The sequence below is a fragment of the Veillonella rogosae JCM 15642 genome, assembly GCF_002959775.1.
GTDB classification, from domain to species: Bacteria; Bacillota; Negativicutes; order Veillonellales; family Veillonellaceae; genus Veillonella; species Veillonella rogosae.
Map to the genome: position 1 here is coordinate 44,340 of NZ_PPCX01000002.1, position 17,329 is coordinate 61,668.

At 37.1% G+C, this 17,329-nt stretch carries 15 protein-coding genes; 13 read left to right on the top strand and 2 right to left on the bottom strand.

Annotated features, from left to right (window positions below):
* Nucleotides 1-69: 69 nt before the first annotated feature.
* The 4 genes from VRHSUH09_RS00465 to VRHSUH09_RS00480 all read left to right on the top strand — a co-directional run bounded on the left by VRHSUH09_RS00465 (nucleotide 70) and on the right by VRHSUH09_RS00480 (nucleotide 2,880).
* Nucleotides 70-555 (top strand): prolyl-tRNA synthetase associated domain-containing protein, encoded by a 486-nt coding sequence (locus VRHSUH09_RS00465; protein ID WP_009350914.1) that lies wholly within the window; start codon nucleotides 70-72, stop codon nucleotides 553-555.
* Between the two features lie 21 nt (nucleotides 556-576).
* Nucleotides 577-1,344, top strand: a complete 768-nt coding sequence (locus VRHSUH09_RS00470) for a putative quinol monooxygenase (RefSeq protein WP_105081076.1) — start codon at nucleotides 577-579, stop codon at nucleotides 1,342-1,344.
* A gap of 121 nt (nucleotides 1,345-1,465) precedes the next feature.
* Complete coding sequence (locus VRHSUH09_RS00475) at nucleotides 1,466-2,245, top strand: protein-ADP-ribose hydrolase (protein ID WP_105081077.1); 780 nt, start codon at nucleotides 1,466-1,468, stop codon at nucleotides 2,243-2,245.
* A 137-nt stretch (nucleotides 2,246-2,382) separates the two neighbouring features.
* A complete protein-coding gene (locus tag VRHSUH09_RS00480; protein ID WP_054747257.1) occupies nucleotides 2,383-2,880 on the top strand; it encodes a methylated-DNA--[protein]-cysteine S-methyltransferase in 498 nt (165 codons plus the stop codon).
* Between the two features lie 126 nt (nucleotides 2,881-3,006).
* On the opposite strand, the gene VRHSUH09_RS00485 is transcribed toward VRHSUH09_RS00480, so the two are convergent.
* Nucleotides 3,007-3,672 (bottom strand): fumarylacetoacetate hydrolase family protein, encoded by a 666-nt coding sequence (locus VRHSUH09_RS00485; protein ID WP_105081078.1) that lies wholly within the window; start codon nucleotides 3,670-3,672, stop codon nucleotides 3,007-3,009.
* A gap of 158 nt (nucleotides 3,673-3,830) precedes the next feature.
* Here VRHSUH09_RS00485 and VRHSUH09_RS00490 point away from each other — a divergent pair, with 158 nt between their 5' ends.
* Together VRHSUH09_RS00490 and VRHSUH09_RS00495 are read left to right on the top strand one after the other, a co-directional pair.
* Nucleotides 3,831-5,021, top strand: coding sequence for a hypothetical protein (locus VRHSUH09_RS00490; protein ID WP_105081079.1), 1,191 nt, complete (start codon nucleotides 3,831-3,833; stop codon nucleotides 5,019-5,021).
* An 87-nt stretch (nucleotides 5,022-5,108) separates the two neighbouring features.
* Entirely contained in the window at nucleotides 5,109-6,131 is a 1,023-nt protein-coding gene (locus VRHSUH09_RS00495) for a branched-chain amino acid aminotransferase (RefSeq protein ID WP_105081080.1), read from the top strand.
* A gap of 128 nt (nucleotides 6,132-6,259) precedes the next feature.
* On the opposite strand, the gene VRHSUH09_RS00500 is transcribed toward VRHSUH09_RS00495, so the two are convergent.
* A complete protein-coding gene (locus VRHSUH09_RS00500; RefSeq protein WP_105081081.1) occupies nucleotides 6,260-6,652 on the bottom strand; it encodes a thioesterase family protein in 393 nt (130 codons plus the stop codon).
* Nucleotides 6,653-6,814: 162 nt separating this feature from the next.
* Here VRHSUH09_RS00500 and VRHSUH09_RS00505 point away from each other — a divergent pair, with 162 nt between their 5' ends.
* From VRHSUH09_RS00505 to nrdR, 7 genes are all read left to right on the top strand, one after another.
* On the top strand, nucleotides 6,815-7,552 hold the full coding sequence (locus VRHSUH09_RS00505; protein WP_009372062.1) for a TVP38/TMEM64 family protein: 738 nt from the start codon (nucleotides 6,815-6,817) through the stop codon (nucleotides 7,550-7,552).
* Between the two features lie 56 nt (nucleotides 7,553-7,608).
* Nucleotides 7,609-8,802, top strand: coding sequence for an aminotransferase-like domain-containing protein (locus VRHSUH09_RS00510; protein ID WP_105081082.1), 1,194 nt, complete (start codon nucleotides 7,609-7,611; stop codon nucleotides 8,800-8,802).
* A 123-nt stretch (nucleotides 8,803-8,925) separates the two neighbouring features.
* The gene (locus VRHSUH09_RS00515; RefSeq protein ID WP_009350926.1) at nucleotides 8,926-9,759 is read left to right on the top strand and encodes an Mrp/NBP35 family ATP-binding protein; all 834 of its coding nucleotides are present in this window, start codon (nucleotides 8,926-8,928) and stop codon (nucleotides 9,757-9,759) included.
* Between the two features lie 138 nt (nucleotides 9,760-9,897).
* A complete protein-coding gene (locus VRHSUH09_RS00520) occupies nucleotides 9,898-11,298 on the top strand; it encodes an anion permease (RefSeq protein WP_105081083.1) in 1,401 nt (466 codons plus the stop codon).
* A gap of 253 nt (nucleotides 11,299-11,551) precedes the next feature.
* Nucleotides 11,552-12,901, top strand: a complete 1,350-nt coding sequence (locus VRHSUH09_RS00525; RefSeq protein ID WP_105081084.1) for a M18 family aminopeptidase — start codon at nucleotides 11,552-11,554, stop codon at nucleotides 12,899-12,901.
* A 282-nt stretch (nucleotides 12,902-13,183) separates the two neighbouring features.
* Nucleotides 13,184-16,630: a pyruvate carboxylase gene (locus VRHSUH09_RS00530; RefSeq protein WP_105081085.1), complete on the top strand. Its 3,447-nt coding sequence runs from the start codon at nucleotides 13,184-13,186 to the stop codon at nucleotides 16,628-16,630.
* Nucleotides 16,631-16,828: 198 nt separating this feature from the next.
* On the top strand, nucleotides 16,829-17,305 hold the full coding sequence (gene nrdR / locus VRHSUH09_RS00535; protein ID WP_105081086.1) for a transcriptional regulator NrdR: 477 nt from the start codon (nucleotides 16,829-16,831) through the stop codon (nucleotides 17,303-17,305).
* The last annotated feature ends 24 nt before the right edge of the window (nucleotides 17,306-17,329 follow it).

A 17,329-nucleotide genomic window follows, 5' to 3' on the forward strand; every position in this document is an offset into this window, starting at 1 on the left:
ATAATTAACATATATATAGTTGCTTTCACTATGATGTTTACTTTCATCAAATTATATTAGAGGTACTACATGTTAGATAAACAAGGCGTATATGATTGCCTACGTGACCATCATATCGATTTTGAAATTACGGATCACGCACCGCTATTTAGTATGGATGATAAGCCTAATGTAGAGCTACCATATCCTGAGTGGGATGCGAAGAATTTATTCATTCGAGACCATAAACGGGAACATTATTATTTGATTACCGTTCGTGGTTCTAAGCGTGTGGATCTAAAACAGTTTCGTAAGGATCATAAGCTTAAAAAGATTTCCTTTGGTTCCGAAGAAGAGCTATGGGATATTTTGAAGATTAAACCAGGTCACGTATCTCCATTCTGTTTGCTCCACGATGAAGACCGTAAGGTACATTATTATATTGATGCGGATTATAAAGATAATCTAATCGGTATACATCCAAATCAAAATGATGCTACCGTATGGCTACAGGGAAAAGACTTAGTTAAACTTATTGAAGAACATGGTACAATAGTAGAATATATTACATTGTAATTTAGTCGAACTGGAGCATGTATGAATAGAACATTATTAAAACGTATTCTTGTAACCTCTGCGATTGCTGTATTAGGTGTTAGTACATCCTTTGCGGCACTTGTTATGGAACGTGATGAAGGTTTAGACACCGCACCTAGTGTAGGCATGTATCGCTATCAAGTTCCTACAGAGTTACAGGGCACATATAACAGTGCAGGTGTTGCCAATCTAACAGCATCTATGGAGAAAGAACCTAATACATTATCTATGAATGTAGCGCATGTAAAAGGTAATCCATCTGAGTCTTATGTAGTAGAGATTTATAAAGATTTAGCTGCCATTGAAACACATCGCAAATCTGATCATTATCAAGCCTTTGTTAATGAAGTAGGTTCTAAATTAACAAATCGTAAAATGTACGACGTACAGTCTGTACTATTGTTTGAGAAAAAAGATGCTTTATCTATTGTCAATGATGGTAAAGCAGTAGTGACTTTGACAGAGTTTACTGTTAATAGCAATGATATCGATACAGTACAACGTCAATACCAACTCGATATAGAACGGGCCGTACGCGATGATGTGGGTTATAAGGCGGGCTATGTGCTTCGCGAAAGAAACCTGAAAAATCGTTGGTATGTCATTCAAATCTATAGCGACCAAGCAGCTCTCACTAAACATGTAAATAGTCCAGGCTATCGCTTCATGATGAGCCAAATCCAAGGTAGCCTACAAAACGTTACCACAAAGGTATTAGATGGGGATGTCCTTGTCAACCATGGGGGACAAGCGTTTGTAAGACCTTAAAACTGAATATAATATAGTATAATATAATTACAGTAAAGTTACTGCTAGCATATACATATGTGCTAGCAGTTTTTTGTTATATAATAGGTGAACGTATAGTCTATACAAAAAGGAGTTACATATGACACAGCAAGAACGGTTACGCTATTTGGTTGAAGGTTTAGTAGCAGAATACAAAGAGAGGCATAACGAACATATAGATATCCCTATGAATGAAGATGAGCAGTTTACTCTCTTTAGATCTTTATGTAATATTCGCCCTGCTGGTGGAATGTCTCTTGAATGGATGAAGATAGAGTCCGAATATTTAAATATATTGGCCCATGAAAAGGGGCTCGTAACGATTAGTGATATGGAAGAGCGAGAGCCTCAAATTTATTTGTGGCAAGGAGATATTACTCGATTATCTGTAGACGCTATTGTAAATGCAGCCAATAATAAATTGCTCGGATGTTTTGCTCCAAATCATAAGTGTATCGATAATGAAATCCATACCTTTGCTGGTATAGAGCTTCGCATGGAATGTGCTAGAATGACTGAGTATATGGAAATGCCTGAAAAAACGGGAGTGGCTCGTATGACCTATGGGTATAATTTACCAGCAAAGCATGTAATTCATACGGTGGGTCCTATTATTTATGATGAGGTAACAGATAAGGAAAGAAATGAACTAGCTTCGTGTTATCGATCCTGTTTACAACTAGCCAATGCTTATAACTTACACTCCATTGCATTCTGCTGTATTTCTACTGGTGAGTTCAGATTCCCTAATGAAGAAGCAGCACAGATTGCGATAGATACAGTACGAACATATTTAAAAGAAACTAATAGTAAAATCCAAGTGGTATTTAATGTATTTAAGGATATAGATTATGATATCTACAACAAATTATTATCATAATATAGATACTTTATATGTACCCATTAATAGGGAATAGGAACCTATACCTTTTGAAATTCATAAAAATACTGTATCATTTAATATGACTTACAAAAAGTTATGTATGATTGGTTAGTTTTAGAAGGAGTTAATGTACTATGAATTATAAATATACCTATGAAAGTCCATTAGGAACTATGATTATGCTTGGTACATTAACCTACTTAACAGACTTATTCTTTGTAGATGAAGCATATGCACCAAGTTATGATGATGCGGAATATATCGAACAACTAACAGGCCCTTTTGAAGTGACTAAAATGTGGCTAGATCAATACTTTTCTGGTAAGAAGCCTTTTATTATTCCGCCTATTAAATTAGAAGGCACGGAATTCCGTAAATCTGTATGGGCTGTGTTACAAACAATCCCTTATGGAGTAACTACCACCTATGGTGATATTGGTAAAGAGATTGCAAAGCAGCAAGGAAAAGATACGATGTCTGCCCAAGCAGTAGGAGGTGCTGTAGGTCATAATCCTATTTCGATCATTATTCCTTGTCATCGTGTTATCGGTAGCAATGGTAAATTAACTGGCTATGCGGGAGGCATCGAACGAAAGAAATATATGCTAGACTTAGAGTCAAAGCATACATAAAGCAATAGTTAATATAAAATATTGATAATAACAAAAGAAATAATAACAAAGTAAAAATAATAAAAGAGATTACTATTATGTGTAGTTAGATATACATAAAGGTAATCTCTTTATTAATTATCCATATTAAATGAATTTGTTTTCCAATGTACCGATACCGCTAATTGTAATAGCAACAGTATCGCCAGGCTTAAGCCAAGAGTATTTACTTTCATTTTTACCGAGTACAACACCGCTAGGGGTACCAGTAAAGATAATGTCACCTTCTTGTAGTGTAATATATTGAGATACAAATTCTATAATCGCATCTGGTTTAAATATCATTTGTTGTAATTTGGCTTGTTGACGTACTTCGCCATTTACTGTGGTCGTAATAGTGGCGCTTTCAAAATCAAATGCATGTGGAGGAATAATAGTAGGGCCAATAGGGGCAAAATTATCTAACGATTTACCGAGAATCCATTGGGAGCCTCTAAATTGTAATGTACGTGCAGATACGTCGTTGCCAACTGTATATCCTAAGATATGATTCATAGCTTTTTCTCGAGGAATATTTTTACCAGATTTTCCGATGATGATTACCAGTTCACCTTCGTAATCATAATGGAAGGATTCGTCTTCAATCGTAATCGTACCGTGATTACTTGCTAGGGCATTAGAGGTTTTCATAAAGATTTCTGGAAAATCATGAGTAGCAAGACTAGTTTCTGCAATATGATCTGCATAATTTAAACCAATACAAATGATACTTTTCGGATTGGAAATTAGGGTACGGTTAGTAGATTCTTTCATGAGAGATACCTCCTTAAGAGATGGGACATATATATCTTAAGCTAATTATAATATAAATAGGTATGTAAAGAATATTGTTGACGGAATAATTATATAGAGGCATTTTTGTCACATCCTATTTGTTATATTAAAAAAAAGTAATAAAAGGAGGATATCCTATGTATATGCATAGAAATATGACAGATAAATTTATAGGTTCCGTAGCAACTTGTGAGATTATTAGTACTGATAGGTGGTCTGGTAGTTTGCCCGATGGTGTTCCAAGTGAAGTGAAACTCCATCGTGTAGATTACTATATTAACGAAATACAGCATATCTCTATTAAGGATACCGTTAAGGTTGTATATAGTATCAAATGGGAGAATATAAAAGAAGCCGATGAGGGGAAGATAGACTCTGTTGCTACTGAGGAGTACTCAATTAGTGAATCTGATAGAAATTATATTTTAAACCTTATAGGCTCTAGATTTTCTGATTGTGTATTTTTTCAAGAGGATAAAGCTGATTGTAATGTTAGTGTCAAGCTAATGAACAATGATAATCAAGAGTTTATCTATGAGTTTTCTTTTGATAATGAAATGACGGCTTTGTCTATATTGATACGTCAAATAATAGGTGCTCCTAGATTGCTCTTATTTGATGGCCATCGTGAAATAGACAAGATTCAACAAATTCATATTGAAGTGCGTAAAAATATATATGAAGAATATGGGGATGTTAACAGTTTAAGCTTTGATTGGAATACATCTTCTATCTCTATTGACTGTAAGAGTCACCAATTTAAACACTCCAGTAATAGTCAAAGTGAGTATGTAGATGGAAAAATGATTCATCAGTTGCAAAAAGATATTAACTTTCACATAGGGGATACATTATATGATTTGAATATCTTTACTCTTGGTGAAAGTAATCAGTTTGATAAATGTCCTGCACGTGGGGGCATTGTAACAGTTAGGATTAAATGGACTCATAAAGAGGATACTCATTATATAGGAAATTTAACTGATCGATATATTCCATCGTGGTATAAAAGTTTGATTGGTTTTATGAGTGTTTATATAGATGATAGATTATTGCAAGAATTTTTACCATCCACTAAAGAGTCAGACAAAAAAATCTATACCTATTGTTCTGTTTATATTTTTAAGTTTGATAAAGAATTTTACTATCGGACGGATAGAAATGATATTCGAGAAGGAGATCTTGTAAAAGTACCTTTTGGCTCAAATAATGAGGTCCGTAGTGGTCGCGTCGAATCAGTTACATATCATACTTGTTCAAATGTACCTTATGATTTATATCGAACTAAGTTTATTATCGATAAAGATACAGACTTCCTATGTGATTAATAATCATAAACTCTATAGGATGTGTTGAAATAACTTGCTCATAGTGTTAAGATTATAAGTATATTAATAAGCATGGAGGTTATTGTTATGAGCAAGAATATCGATTGGGATAATCTCGGTTTTGGTTATGTAGAAACCGACTACCGTTATTTGACTACATATAAAGATGGTAAATGGGATGAAGGTGGTTTAATCACTGATTCTAATGTTGTATTAAACGAATGTGCTGGTGTATTCCAATATGCCCAAACTATTTTTGAAGGTTTAAAAGCATATTATACTAAAGACGGACGTATTGTATGTTTCCGTCCAGATCTTAATGCAATTCGTTTAGATGAATCTGCAGAACGTCTTGTAATGCCTAAGTTACCTGAAGGTCGCTTTATTGAGGCTGTAAAAGAAGTAGTAAAAGCAAACAAAGACTTTGTTCCTCCATATGGTCATGGTGCAAGCCTTTATGTTCGTCCTTACATGATGGGTACAAATTCTGTTATCGGCGTAAAACCAGCAGATGAATACCAATTCCGTATCTTAACTACACCAGTAGGCCCTTACTTCAAAGGTGGCGCTAAACCGATTAAAATCCGTACTACTGATTTTGACCGTGCTGCTCCACATGGTACTGGTCATATTAAAGCGGGCTTAAACTATGCTATGAGCTTGTACGCTATTACAGACGCCCACAACGAAGGTTACGCAGAAAACATGTACCTTGATGCGGCTACTAGAACTCATGTTGAAGAAACTGGTGGTGCTAACTTCATCTTTATCACAAAAGACGGCAAATTAGTAACACCTAAATCTGATAGTATCTTGCCATCTATTACACGTCGTTCCTTGATGTACGTAGCAGAACATTACCTTGGCATGGAGGTCGAACATCGTCCTGTACACGTAGATGAATTGAAAGATTTTGCAGAAATTGGTCTTTGTGGTACAGCAGCAGTTATCTCTCCTGTAGGTTTGATTCACACTAAAGATGGTGATATCCATGTACCTGCTGGTATGGATGATATGGGGCCTATCACTAAAAAATTATATGACACATTACTCGGCATTCAACACTGTGAAATTGAAGCGCCAGAAGGTTGGATTGTTGAAATTTGCTAATTCTTTTTTGAATTATGTAAATGTGAAAGTAATAAAAACGGCATCTATCGTCTGATAGATGCCGTTATTTATTCCAATAGGGATATTATTAAACTATTGATTTTGATGGATACATATTCTAGTTTTATTTAGTTAGATTTTGCTCGGCTTGCTACTTTAGCCATAAATTTTTCGTTGTTAATAACGAAGCGTTCATGTGTGCCGTGACCAATGATACCAACGCCATCAGAGGCTTCAATATCAAAGGTGATTTTACGACCTTCTACAGCACTTACCGTCGCTTTAGCAGTTACTATTGCACCAAGCGGAGTAGGGGCCTCATGAGTAATAGATAGGGAGATACCTACTGTGCCTTCTCCTTCTTCTAAATGGGGTTGTACTGCCGCTTGTGCTGCCCCTTCCATAAGAGCACACATAGCTGGTGTAGCAAAGACCTCTAAAGAACCAGATTTCATAGTTTTTGCAATATTAGATTCTGTTACTGTAACAGTTGCTGTAGCTGTTTGACCTGCTGATACCATAATATACCTTCTTTCCTTAAGAATATTCTTGTTATAATTGTATTATACATCTTTCAATTATTTTTATGCTAATTAGATTGGAATCAAAGGCGGATAACTATATATAACGTGTCTATAGAATACGTGATATAATTAAGCTAGTCTTTTTAATACGAGGTATATATGAGTAAAAGAAATTTAAAGCCTTCTGGTGAGGGTTGGGTACAGTTAATAGCAGGACTAGGTTTTATTGTCCTATTAATTGTCATAAATATAATAGATCCTACATTCTATCCAACCATGTGGCACTTGGCGACGAGTGGTTCTATGGAGGAAATAGCAGAATATATTCAAAGCTTTGGTCCTATGGCTATGGTTGTGAGTATGGTCCTCGATATTTTCGTTAATGCTGTAGGATTCTTACCATCCATTTTTATTTCTACTGCGAATGGTCTAGTATTCGGCATGTGGCCAGGGATTATCATTTCTTGGCTAGCTGAAACAATTGGGGTAGTCATCAGCTTTTACATTATGCGTTACTTCTTGCGCGATACAGCGGACAAGCTCATTGAAAAGAGTACTGTTTTGATGAAAGTAGATGATTTCTCCGGTAAAAATGGTTTCGTAGTCATGTTATTTGCACGGTCCTTACCATATTTTCCGTCTGGGGTCATCACTGCATTAGGCGCCATTAGTAAGATTAAACCAAGAGATTATATCTTAGCGAATTTAATCGGTAAGTTTCCATCTACTGCTCTTGAAGTTGCTATTGGTACAGATATTGTAAACTTTCAAGAAAATATGGGGCGCTTAGGAATTATCGTAGTTGTTGCTGGTGTAGTGTACTTTATACTATGGAAAGTATACAAGAATTACATGGATAAGAAGAACGCTGAACAAGAGCACGATCCTAAGGCATAACAATTTCTAATCTTAGTTAAAATTTTAAACTTATTATATATGAAAGAGGCGATAGTATGAGCTTTTCTCTTCCTGAACGGGTTACCTTAAAAGGTCCTAATTTTATTCGTGAAGTATTTGAACGTGGTGTAGGGGTAGAAGGTTTTATCAGCTTTGGTATTGGTAATCCTGCACCTGAAGCCATTCCTGTTGAGGTTATTGAACAGGCTTTTGATGAAGTGGTTCATTCTAATCCGATGAGCCTTTTACAATATGGTCCTATGCAAGGTGATGCCCGACTAGCTGAGCTTACATTGGAGCGTTTAGTAAAAACACATAAGATGAGCCCAGAAGGTCAAGGACTCATTATCTCTAATGGGGCTGGTCAATTATTAGGTCTTGTACCGATTACTGTATTAGAACCAGGCGATGAAGTATATATGGATGAGTTTACTTTTACCAGTGCTATTAATTCCGTACGAAATATGGGGGGGAAAGCATTAGGTATTAAAACAGATGAGCACGGCATGATTCCAAGTGAATTAGAGAAAGCTGCTCAATCTGGCAAGGGAAAATATATTTATCTCATTCCTAACTTCCAAAATCCAACAGGCATTACGATGCCGTTGGAACGCCGTAAAGAAATTTATGCTATTGCATCTAAGTATGATTTGTTTATCTATGAAGATGATCCATATGGTGAAATTCGATTTGCTGGAGAATACATCCCGACCTTTAAATCTTTTGATTCAGAAGATCGCGTTCTTTATGCAGGTTCTTATTCCAAGACATTATCTGCAGGCTTGCGTGTAGGTTTCTTATTTGGCCCAGCGAAGGTAATAGAAGCTATTCAAGCATTAAAAAATAATACAGCAGGTCAAATGCCATTAGTCACTCAAAAAGTTGTGGCTAAAGTGCTAGATACGATTGACTATGATGAGCATTTAGATAATGTGCGCAACGTATATAAAATGAAATGCGATGCTTTACTTAACGCTTTTGACAAGTATGCCAGCTCTAAAGTTCATTTAACTAAGCCTACAGGAGGTATGTTTGCATGGATGACCATGCCAGCTGAAGTTAACTGTGATGACTTCTTTGAAGCATGTATGGACCGCAATGTAGGGATTATTAAATGTGGTGCCTTTGCGGCAGATGGTGCAGACGAAGGCCATGCGTTCCGCTTGAGCTATACGGTGCCAACTGTAGAAGAAATTACAAAGGGGATGGAAATTCTAGGTGCTTTAACTAAAGAATTCTGTGGCGAGTAATATATTGATAATTTTTGATATGACGTGATACAATGTAACAGTAGATACATTGTATTTACCATATAAACAAAAGGTTTTACATATAGATGTGAGGTAGTTCCTCCAAGAAAGTAGGTGTATACTATGGGTTGCGGTAGCAGCAGTGATTGTGGCGGATGCCCATCTCAATCTTCTGGTTGCGGTGGCGGCGCTCCTCAACAACCTCAAGATCTTACAGCTCAATTACACGAGCTTAGTTCTGTTAAACATGTAATCGGCGTAGTATCTGGTAAAGGTGGCGTAGGTAAATCCTCCGTTACGAGCTTGATGGCCATTACAATGGCGCGTAAAGGTTACAAAGTAGGTATCCTCGATGCGGATATTACAGGTCCTTCCATTCCTAAGATGTTCGGCATCAAGGAAAAAGCATATGCTGACGAAATTGGCATGTATCCTGTAAAATCTAAAGGCGGTATTGACGTTATGTCTGTTAACCTCCTTTTGGAAAACGATACAGATCCTGTTTTATGGCGTGGTCCTATTCTAGGCAATGTTGTAAAACAATTCTATACAGATGTAATTTGGAAAGACATCGATTATTTATTCGTTGATATGCCACCAGGAACAGGTGACGTAGCGATTACAGTTTACCAATCCTTGAAATTGGATGGTATTATCATCGTTACATCTCCTCAAGACTTGGTATCCATGATTGTTGAAAAAGCAGTAAAAATGGCTGATTTAATGCAAGTGCCTATTATTGGTGTAGTGGAAAACTACTCTTATTTCCATTGCCCAGATAACGGTAAGGATTACCAAATCTTTGGTGAAAGCCACATTGAAGAAATCCTTCAAAAATACGGTCTATTATTGTTGAACCGTTTACCAATTGATCCAACTATTGCAAACCTTTGCGACCAAGGTGATATTGAGTCTATCGAAAAAACAAACTTAGAGAACGTATCTCTACCTGAATAGGATTTATATGATAATGAAAGCTGTGCATACCTAGTGATGCACAGCTTTTTCTCACATATTTTTATTTTGTAATATATTATATTTATCATAAGAAGATATAAATATATTTTTGTTTTTTCCTATGTAGGAGGTATGTGTATGAAAAAACTATTAAACTGGATTATTCCAGCGGCCTTCGGGTTAGGCCTTTGGTTTATTCCGACTCCAGAGGGGTTAACTCCTCAATCTTGGCATTTATTCGCCATCTTTGTTGCTACTATCGTAGGCTTTATTACTCAGCCGTTACCGATTGGTGGCGTATCCATCGTTGTTATTACTGTGGCTGCTTTGACAGGTACGTTGAAAATCGGCGAAGCTATCTCTGGTTTTGCTAACTCTGCTATCTGGTTAATCGTAGGCGCTTTCTTATTCTCTCGTGGCTTTATTAAAACTGGTTTGGGGAAACGTATTGCGTATAACTTGATTTCTGCTTTTGGTAGCAGTTCATTACGTTTGGCATACGCATTGGCTTTATCTGATTTGATTTTGGCTCCAGCAACACCATCTAACACAGCTCGTGTGGGTGGCGTTATCATGCCAATTACTACAAGTTTGGCAAAAGCTTTCGGTTCTGAGCCTCAAGATGGTCCTCGTAAAATTGGTTCCTTCTTGATGCAATCTATTTACCAAGTAAATACGATTACATCTGCTATGTTCCAAACATCCATGGCTGGTAATACCTTGGTTGCTGCTTTAGCACTTCAATCTTTTGGTATTGGCATTACTTGGGGTGATTGGGCTATGGCTGCCATCGTGCCTGGTATCATTGCATTGCTTATTATGCCGTACTTCATTTACAAAGTATATCCACCTGAAATTAGAGACGCTCGCGAAGCACAACAAATGATTCGTGAAGAGTTAAAAGGTCTTGGTAAAATGTCTTTCCAAGAATGGGTTATGCTTGGCGTATTTATCTTGGCATTAGTATTGTGGGCTACATCTCAATTCACTAAACTTGATGCTACAACAGTTGCATTCTTAGGCATTTCTATTTTGCTTGCTACAGGCGTTCTTATTTGGGACGATGTTAAAAGTGAAAAAGGTGCTTGGGATACATTAGTTTGGATGGGTACATTGATGGGCTTTGCCGGTTTCCTTTCCAAATTGGGCTTCATTAAATGGGCCACAGTTCAAGTGGGTGGCGTTATCCCTGAAGGTTCTTGGGTGATTGCTTTTGTTATAGCAGTTCTTGTTAATACGTATGCACACTATGTATTTGCATCCTTAACAGCACATATTTCTGCAATGTTCGTAGCATTCTCTGCAATCGCTATTTCTGCAGGTGCACCACCAATGTTGACATTGTTGATGATCGCATTCACATCTAACTTGTGTATGTCCTTAACTCACTATGCAGCAGGTCCATCCCCAGTAATCTTTAACACTGGTTATGTTCCTCAAAATACATGGTGGAAACTTGGTTTCTTCGCATCCGTAATCAACTTAATCATCTTCATGGGCCTTGGTTCCGTATGGATGAAATTGATTGGCATGTGGTAAGAAGTAATCCTGATAATTTTATATGGTCGTAGTATATATAATTGTAAATTTTAATGATTTAGAGTTGTATGTATTTACAATGTATGTTGAAAGTCGCTCCGAAAGGGGCGGCTTTTTTATGATAAAATATTAGTAATTAATATATTATTAATGTATATATCGTAAAATTAAAAAGTAAATAATCTATAAAATTGAACGAATTTAAAACTATTCATGATATTGTACAAATTCTATTTGTGCATAGGAGGGAATTATGAAGTTTGATAATGAACAGTTACTAAAATATATTGGTGCTTGTACTTCACCATACCATACGGTAGATACAAGTTTACAAATGTTGTTAGACTCTGGTTTTACTGAACTTAGTTTAGACGATGAGTGGCAACTAGATTCGGGTTCTTATGTAGTAAATGTTTTTGGCACTACATTGTTTGCTTTTCATATAGGCAAGAAACCTGAAGCTACATTGCGTATTGCTTCGGCTCATACTGATTTCCCTGCTATTCGTGTTAAACCTAATCCTGTTACAACTGTGAAAGGCTATACAAAGTTAAATGTGGAAATGTATGGTGGTCTCATTGAAAACACATGGTTAGACCGTCCATTAGGTGCTGCAGGTACCGTCGTATTAAAAGGTGATAATGCCTTTGATGTTGATTCTGTACTAGTTGATACAAAACGGCCGATTGCTATCGTTCCCAATTTGGCAATTCACATGAATCGCTCTGTCAATGATGGGGTTAAACTAAATCGTCAAAAAGAAATGCTTCCCATTATGATGATGGCGTCCCAACAAGATGATAATGGTGAAAGAGGTTTTGTTGATAATAGAAATCCAAGTTTATTCCCTGACACCAAGGCTCAATATGATGAGTGGAGTACTTTTTTAGCTGATGAAGTAGATTGTGATCCTTCTGAAATATTATCTTATGAAATGACCTTATATCCTGCAGAGCAAGGCTGTGTACTTGGCATAGAAAGTGATTTCATTAGTGCTCCTCGGTTAGATAATTTAACATCTTGCTTTGGTGTATTATCTGGTATTATTCAAGCTCGTAAACATAATGCTAATGGTGTACGTTGTGCTATTCTCTTTGATAATGAAGAAGTAGGTAGTCGTACAAAACAAGGTGGGGCAGGAATGCTTTTACCTAACCTTATTAAACGTTTGTATGACGCATTAGGATATTCTAATCAAGAGATGGACAGTTTTATCTCTAAAGGCTTTATGATTTCCTCTGATGTAGCTCATGGATTACATCCTAATTATCCGGAGAAAAACGATATCACTAATATTCCTATCCTTAATAAAGGGCTTGCCCTTAAAATTGCATGTAGTCAATCTTATGCAGGGGATGCAAGAGCAATTGCTATCGTTAAGGGGCTTTGTGAAGAAGCAGGTGCAGCGTATCAAATTTATGTAAATCGTTCAGATGTTCCTGGTGGTTCAACGGTAGGTTCTATTTCTTCCGCTATGTTGCCAATGCGTACCATCGATGTGGGCTTACCATTATTAGCAATGCATTCTGCCCGTGAGTTAATGGGTGCTAATGATCAAGAGCAACTAAATCGATTGATGAATCATTTTTTAGGTGGTAAATAATATAGAAAATAGAATTAATTCGATGTGCATCGATAAAAGACATATGATTTTTTGTAATGAACAACAAAAATAGTATTTTATACTTTCATTATTGATATAATCCTTTAAATATACTGAAAATATTGTATAATAGTTATATGTTATTATGAATATAAAACTCATCATAAATTTTGATGAGCTATCCAAACATATTATTTTATCTATAAGTATAGGAAATATTCATATATCAATAAAATTGAAAGCTGATAGTTCACAATTGTGGAAGCTAGTAGGAGGCAATACATGAGAAAAATTAAATCCGTATTGGTTGCCAACCGTGGTGAGATTGCGATCCGCGTGTTCCGTGCATGTAATGAAATGGGTATTAAAACTGTAGCCATTTATTCTAAAGAGGATACATTATCCTTGCATCGTAACCAAGCTGACGAAGCTTACCTCGTAGGGGAAGGTAAAAAACCAGTTGACGCATATCTCGACATTGAAGATATCATCCGTATTGCAAAAGAACATGACATCGATGCTATCCATCCTGGTTATGGTTTCTTATCTGAAAATGAAGGCTTTGCTCGTCGATGCGAAGAAGAAGGTATTATCTTTATCGGCCCAAAAATCAAACACTTAAATATGTTTGGTGATAAAGTTAATGCTCGTGAGCAAGCGAAATTAGCACAAATCCCAATGATTCCTGGTTCTGATGGAGCGTTAAAAGATTATGCTCAATTAGAAGAATTCGCTAATACACATGGCTTCCCATTGATGATTAAAGCCGTTAATGGCGGCGGTGGCCGTGGTATGCGTGAAGTTCATCGCAAAGAAGACCTTCGTGATGCATATGATCGCGCTAAGTCTGAAGCGAAAGCAGCATTCGGTGACGATGATGTATATGTAGAAAAACTCATCGTAGAACCTAAACATATTGAAGTTCAAATCTTAGGTGACGAACATGGCAATGTAGTTCATTTACATGAACGTGACTGCTCCGTTCAACGTCGTCACCAAAAAGTAGTTGAAATGGCGCCAGCTTTTGCGTTGTCCTTAGAAACTCGTAAAGCTGTATGTGATGCTGCTGTTAAAATCATGAAAAATGTTGAATACGTTAATGCTGGTACTGTAGAGTTCTTAGTAACAGCGGACGGTAACTTCTACTTCATCGAAGTTAACCCTCGTATTCAAGTAGAACATACTGTAACAGAAATGATTACAGACATCGATATTGTTCATGCTCAAATTAGAATTGCTGAAGGCTACAATTTACATAGCCCAGAAGTAGGTATTCCTGAGCAAGATCAAGTTCCTTGTAAAGGTACTGCTATCCAATGTCGTATCACTACAGAAGACCCTAAGAATAACTTCATGCCTGATACAGGTAAAATCTTGGCTTACCGTAGTTCCGGTGGTTTTGGCATCCGTCTTGACTCCGGTAATGCTTTCACCGGCGCCGTAGTAACACCTTACTACGATTCCTTGCTTGTAAAAGCAACCGCCTTCGGTCCTAACAACGAAGAAACAATTCGTAAAATGCTTCGTTGCTTGAAAGAGTTCCGTATTCGTGGCGTAAAAACAAATATTCACTTCTTAATCAATGTATTGGAACATCCTGAATTCCAAAGCGGTTCTTATAATGTAAACTTTATTGAAGAACATCCTGAATTGTTTGAATTGAAACCAGATCGTGACCGTGGTACTAAATTGTTGCGTTACATTGCCGATGTAACAATCAATGGTTACTCTGGCGCAGGTCCTCAAGAGGTTCCTGACTTTGATCCAATTCAAATGCCACCTACTTTGGATGTAAGTCCAGCGGCTGGTACAAAACAAAAATTTGATGAACTTGGTCCTGATAAATTTAGCAAATGGTTATCTGAACAAAAACAAGTATTCTTCACAGATACTACATGGCGTGATGCTCATCAATCCTTGTTTGCTACACGTCTTCGCACAATCGATATGGCTCGCGTAGCTGGTCATGCTGCCAAAGGTGTGCCTAACTTATTCTCTTTAGAATGTTGGGGCGGTGCTACCTTTGACGTTTCTTACCGTTTCTTACATGAAGATCCATGGGAACGCTTACGCATGTTCCGTCGCGAAGTGCCTAACACATTGCTTCAAATGCTCCTTCGCGGTGCCAATGCAGTAGGTTATACATCTTATCCTGATAATGTTGTTCGTCAATTCATTCAACGCGCAGCAGCTAACGGTGTTGATGTATTCCGCGTATTTGATAGCTTGAACAGCCTTGATAATATGCATGTTGCAATCGATGAAGTGCGTGCACAAAATAAATTAGCTGAAGTTGCATTGTGCTACACTGGCGATATCCTTGATGGTTCTCGTACAAAATACAACTTGGACTACTATGTAAGCATGGCGAAAGAGCTTGAAAAAGCAGGTGCTAATATCATCGCTATTAAAGACATGGCTGGTCTGTTGAAACCTCAAGCAGCGTATAATCTTGTGTCTGCCTTAAAAGATGCCGTTACTGTACCAATTCATTTGCATACTCATGAAGGTTCTGGTAACTCTATCTATACATATGGTCGTGCAGTAGATGCTGGCGTAGACGTAATCGACTTAGCATACTCAGCATTTGCTAATGGTACATCTCAACCTAGCATGAACTCCATGTACTATGCTTTGTCTGGTCATGAACGTCAACCTGAAATGAACATCGACTACATGGAAGAAATGTCTCACTACTTCGGTAGTATTCGTCCATACTATAAAGGTGTAGATAAAGCAGAAGCATATCCAAACACTGAGGTATATCAACACGAAATGCCAGGTGGTCAATATTCTAACTTGCAACAACAAGCTAAGATGGTTGGCCTTGGCGATCGTTGGGCTGATATCAAGAAAATGTACCACCAAGTAAATATGATGTTTGGTGATATCATTAAAGTAACACCATCCTCTAAAGTTGTAGGCGATATGACATTGTACATGGTTCAAAACAACTTGACTGAAAAAGATATTTACGAAAAAGGTGATGTATTAGACTTCCCTCAATCCGTAGTTGAATTCTTTGAAGGTCGTCTTGGCACTCCATACCAAGGTTTCCCTGAAGAGTTACAAAAAATTATCTTGAAAGGCGCTAAACCAATCACAGTTCGTCCTGGTGCAGTACTGCCTCCAACAGATTTTGAACATATTCGTCATGAATTAAGTGAAATGGGTGCCCAAACAACTGATGAAGATATCAGTGCATACTGCTTATATCCTAAGGTTTATAAAGATTACAATAAATTTGTAAACGACTTTGGTGATGTATCTGTACTTGATACTCCAACCTTCTTCTTTGGTATGAAACGTGGTGAAGAGATTCAAGTAACTATCGAAAAAGGTAAAACATTGATCATCAAAATGAACGGTTTCTCTGAACCAGATGAAGATGGTAATCGCATCGTATTGTTCGAGTTCAATGGTCAACCTCGTAGCATTAAAGTTCATGATAAACATGCTAAGACTACTGGTGTTGTTCGTCGTAAAGCAGATGAATCTAACCCTGGTGAAATCGGTGCTACATTGTCTGGTTCCGTTGTTAAGATCCTTGTTAAGAATGGTCAATCCGTAGCTAAAGGTGAACCATTGATCGTTACAGAAGCGATGAAGATGGAAACAACAATTACAGCTCCGATGGACGGTATCGTAGAAGAAATTCTCGTACGTGAAGGTAGCCGCATCGAATCTGGCGACTGTTTGCTTCGCATTGAAGATGCTTTGAAACGATAAGCTTAAAAGCGCTTAAAATTAAAAATATTATTTCAAAAGTATTTCATAAAATGAAAAACTGAAGAATAATGGAAGAATCCCTAGGAAATCCTAGGGATTCTTTGTATTTTAAGGGGTTTCATGGTACTATATATAGTAGAGAAAATGGGCGTATTATGCGCAATTTCAGAGTGATTAGTAGAAAAGGAGTAGTAACAGATGAGATGTCCTTATTGCCAACACACAGACACGAAGGTGACAGACTCTAGAACAACTGATGAAGGTAATAGTATTCGCCGTCGCCGGGAATGTATCAATTGTGGCCGTCGCTTTACTACCTATGAAATTATAGAAGAAGTACCACTTATGGTATTGAAGAAAAACGGACGCCGTGAATTATTTGATCGCGGTAAATTATTGAATGGCTTATTGCGCTCTTGTGATAAGCGTACAGTACCAATGTCCGTTATGGAACAAGTAGTTAATGATGTAGAGCGCGATATTCGTAACGAAATTAATCAAGAGGTTACAACAGACCGCATTGGGGAACTTGTATTGCAACAATTGAAAGATATTGACCAAGTTGCGTATGTTCGTTTCGCCAGTGTATACCGTAAGTTCGATAATATCGATAGCTTCATGGAAGAGCTGAAAGCGCTTAAAAAATTAGATGCTAAAAAACCAAAACGCAGTTAGTTGATGTTACTACATAGTGAGGCT

Excerpts from the sequence above, each read along its gene's own strand:
- VRHSUH09_RS00465 (WP_009350914.1), top strand. The coding sequence starts at position 70 with ATGTTAGATAAACAAGGCGTATATGATTGCCTACGTGACCATCATATC.
- VRHSUH09_RS00500 (WP_105081081.1), bottom strand. The coding sequence starts at position 6,652 with ATGGTATCAGCAGGTCAAACAGCTACAGCAACTGTTACAGTAACAGAA.
- VRHSUH09_RS00515 (WP_009350926.1), top strand. The coding sequence starts at position 8,926 with ATGGGTTGCGGTAGCAGCAGTGATTGTGGCGGATGCCCATCTCAATCT.
- VRHSUH09_RS00505 (WP_009372062.1), top strand. The coding sequence starts at position 6,815 with ATGAGTAAAAGAAATTTAAAGCCTTCTGGTGAGGGTTGGGTACAGTTA.
- VRHSUH09_RS00510 (WP_105081082.1), top strand. The coding sequence starts at position 7,609 with ATGAGCTTTTCTCTTCCTGAACGGGTTACCTTAAAAGGTCCTAATTTT.
- nrdR (WP_105081086.1), top strand. The coding sequence starts at position 16,829 with ATGAGATGTCCTTATTGCCAACACACAGACACGAAGGTGACAGACTCT.
- VRHSUH09_RS00525 (WP_105081084.1), top strand. The coding sequence starts at position 11,552 with ATGAAGTTTGATAATGAACAGTTACTAAAATATATTGGTGCTTGTACT.
- VRHSUH09_RS00485 (WP_105081078.1), bottom strand. The coding sequence starts at position 3,672 with ATGAAAGAATCTACTAACCGTACCCTAATTTCCAATCCGAAAAGTATC.
- VRHSUH09_RS00470 (WP_105081076.1), top strand. The coding sequence starts at position 577 with ATGAATAGAACATTATTAAAACGTATTCTTGTAACCTCTGCGATTGCT.
- VRHSUH09_RS00530 (WP_105081085.1), top strand. The coding sequence starts at position 13,184 with ATGAGAAAAATTAAATCCGTATTGGTTGCCAACCGTGGTGAGATTGCG.
- VRHSUH09_RS00475 (WP_105081077.1), top strand. The coding sequence starts at position 1,466 with ATGACACAGCAAGAACGGTTACGCTATTTGGTTGAAGGTTTAGTAGCA.
- VRHSUH09_RS00480 (WP_054747257.1), top strand. The coding sequence starts at position 2,383 with ATGAATTATAAATATACCTATGAAAGTCCATTAGGAACTATGATTATG.
- VRHSUH09_RS00520 (WP_105081083.1), top strand. The coding sequence starts at position 9,898 with ATGAAAAAACTATTAAACTGGATTATTCCAGCGGCCTTCGGGTTAGGC.
- VRHSUH09_RS00495 (WP_105081080.1), top strand. The coding sequence starts at position 5,109 with ATGAGCAAGAATATCGATTGGGATAATCTCGGTTTTGGTTATGTAGAA.
- VRHSUH09_RS00490 (WP_105081079.1), top strand. The coding sequence starts at position 3,831 with ATGTATATGCATAGAAATATGACAGATAAATTTATAGGTTCCGTAGCA.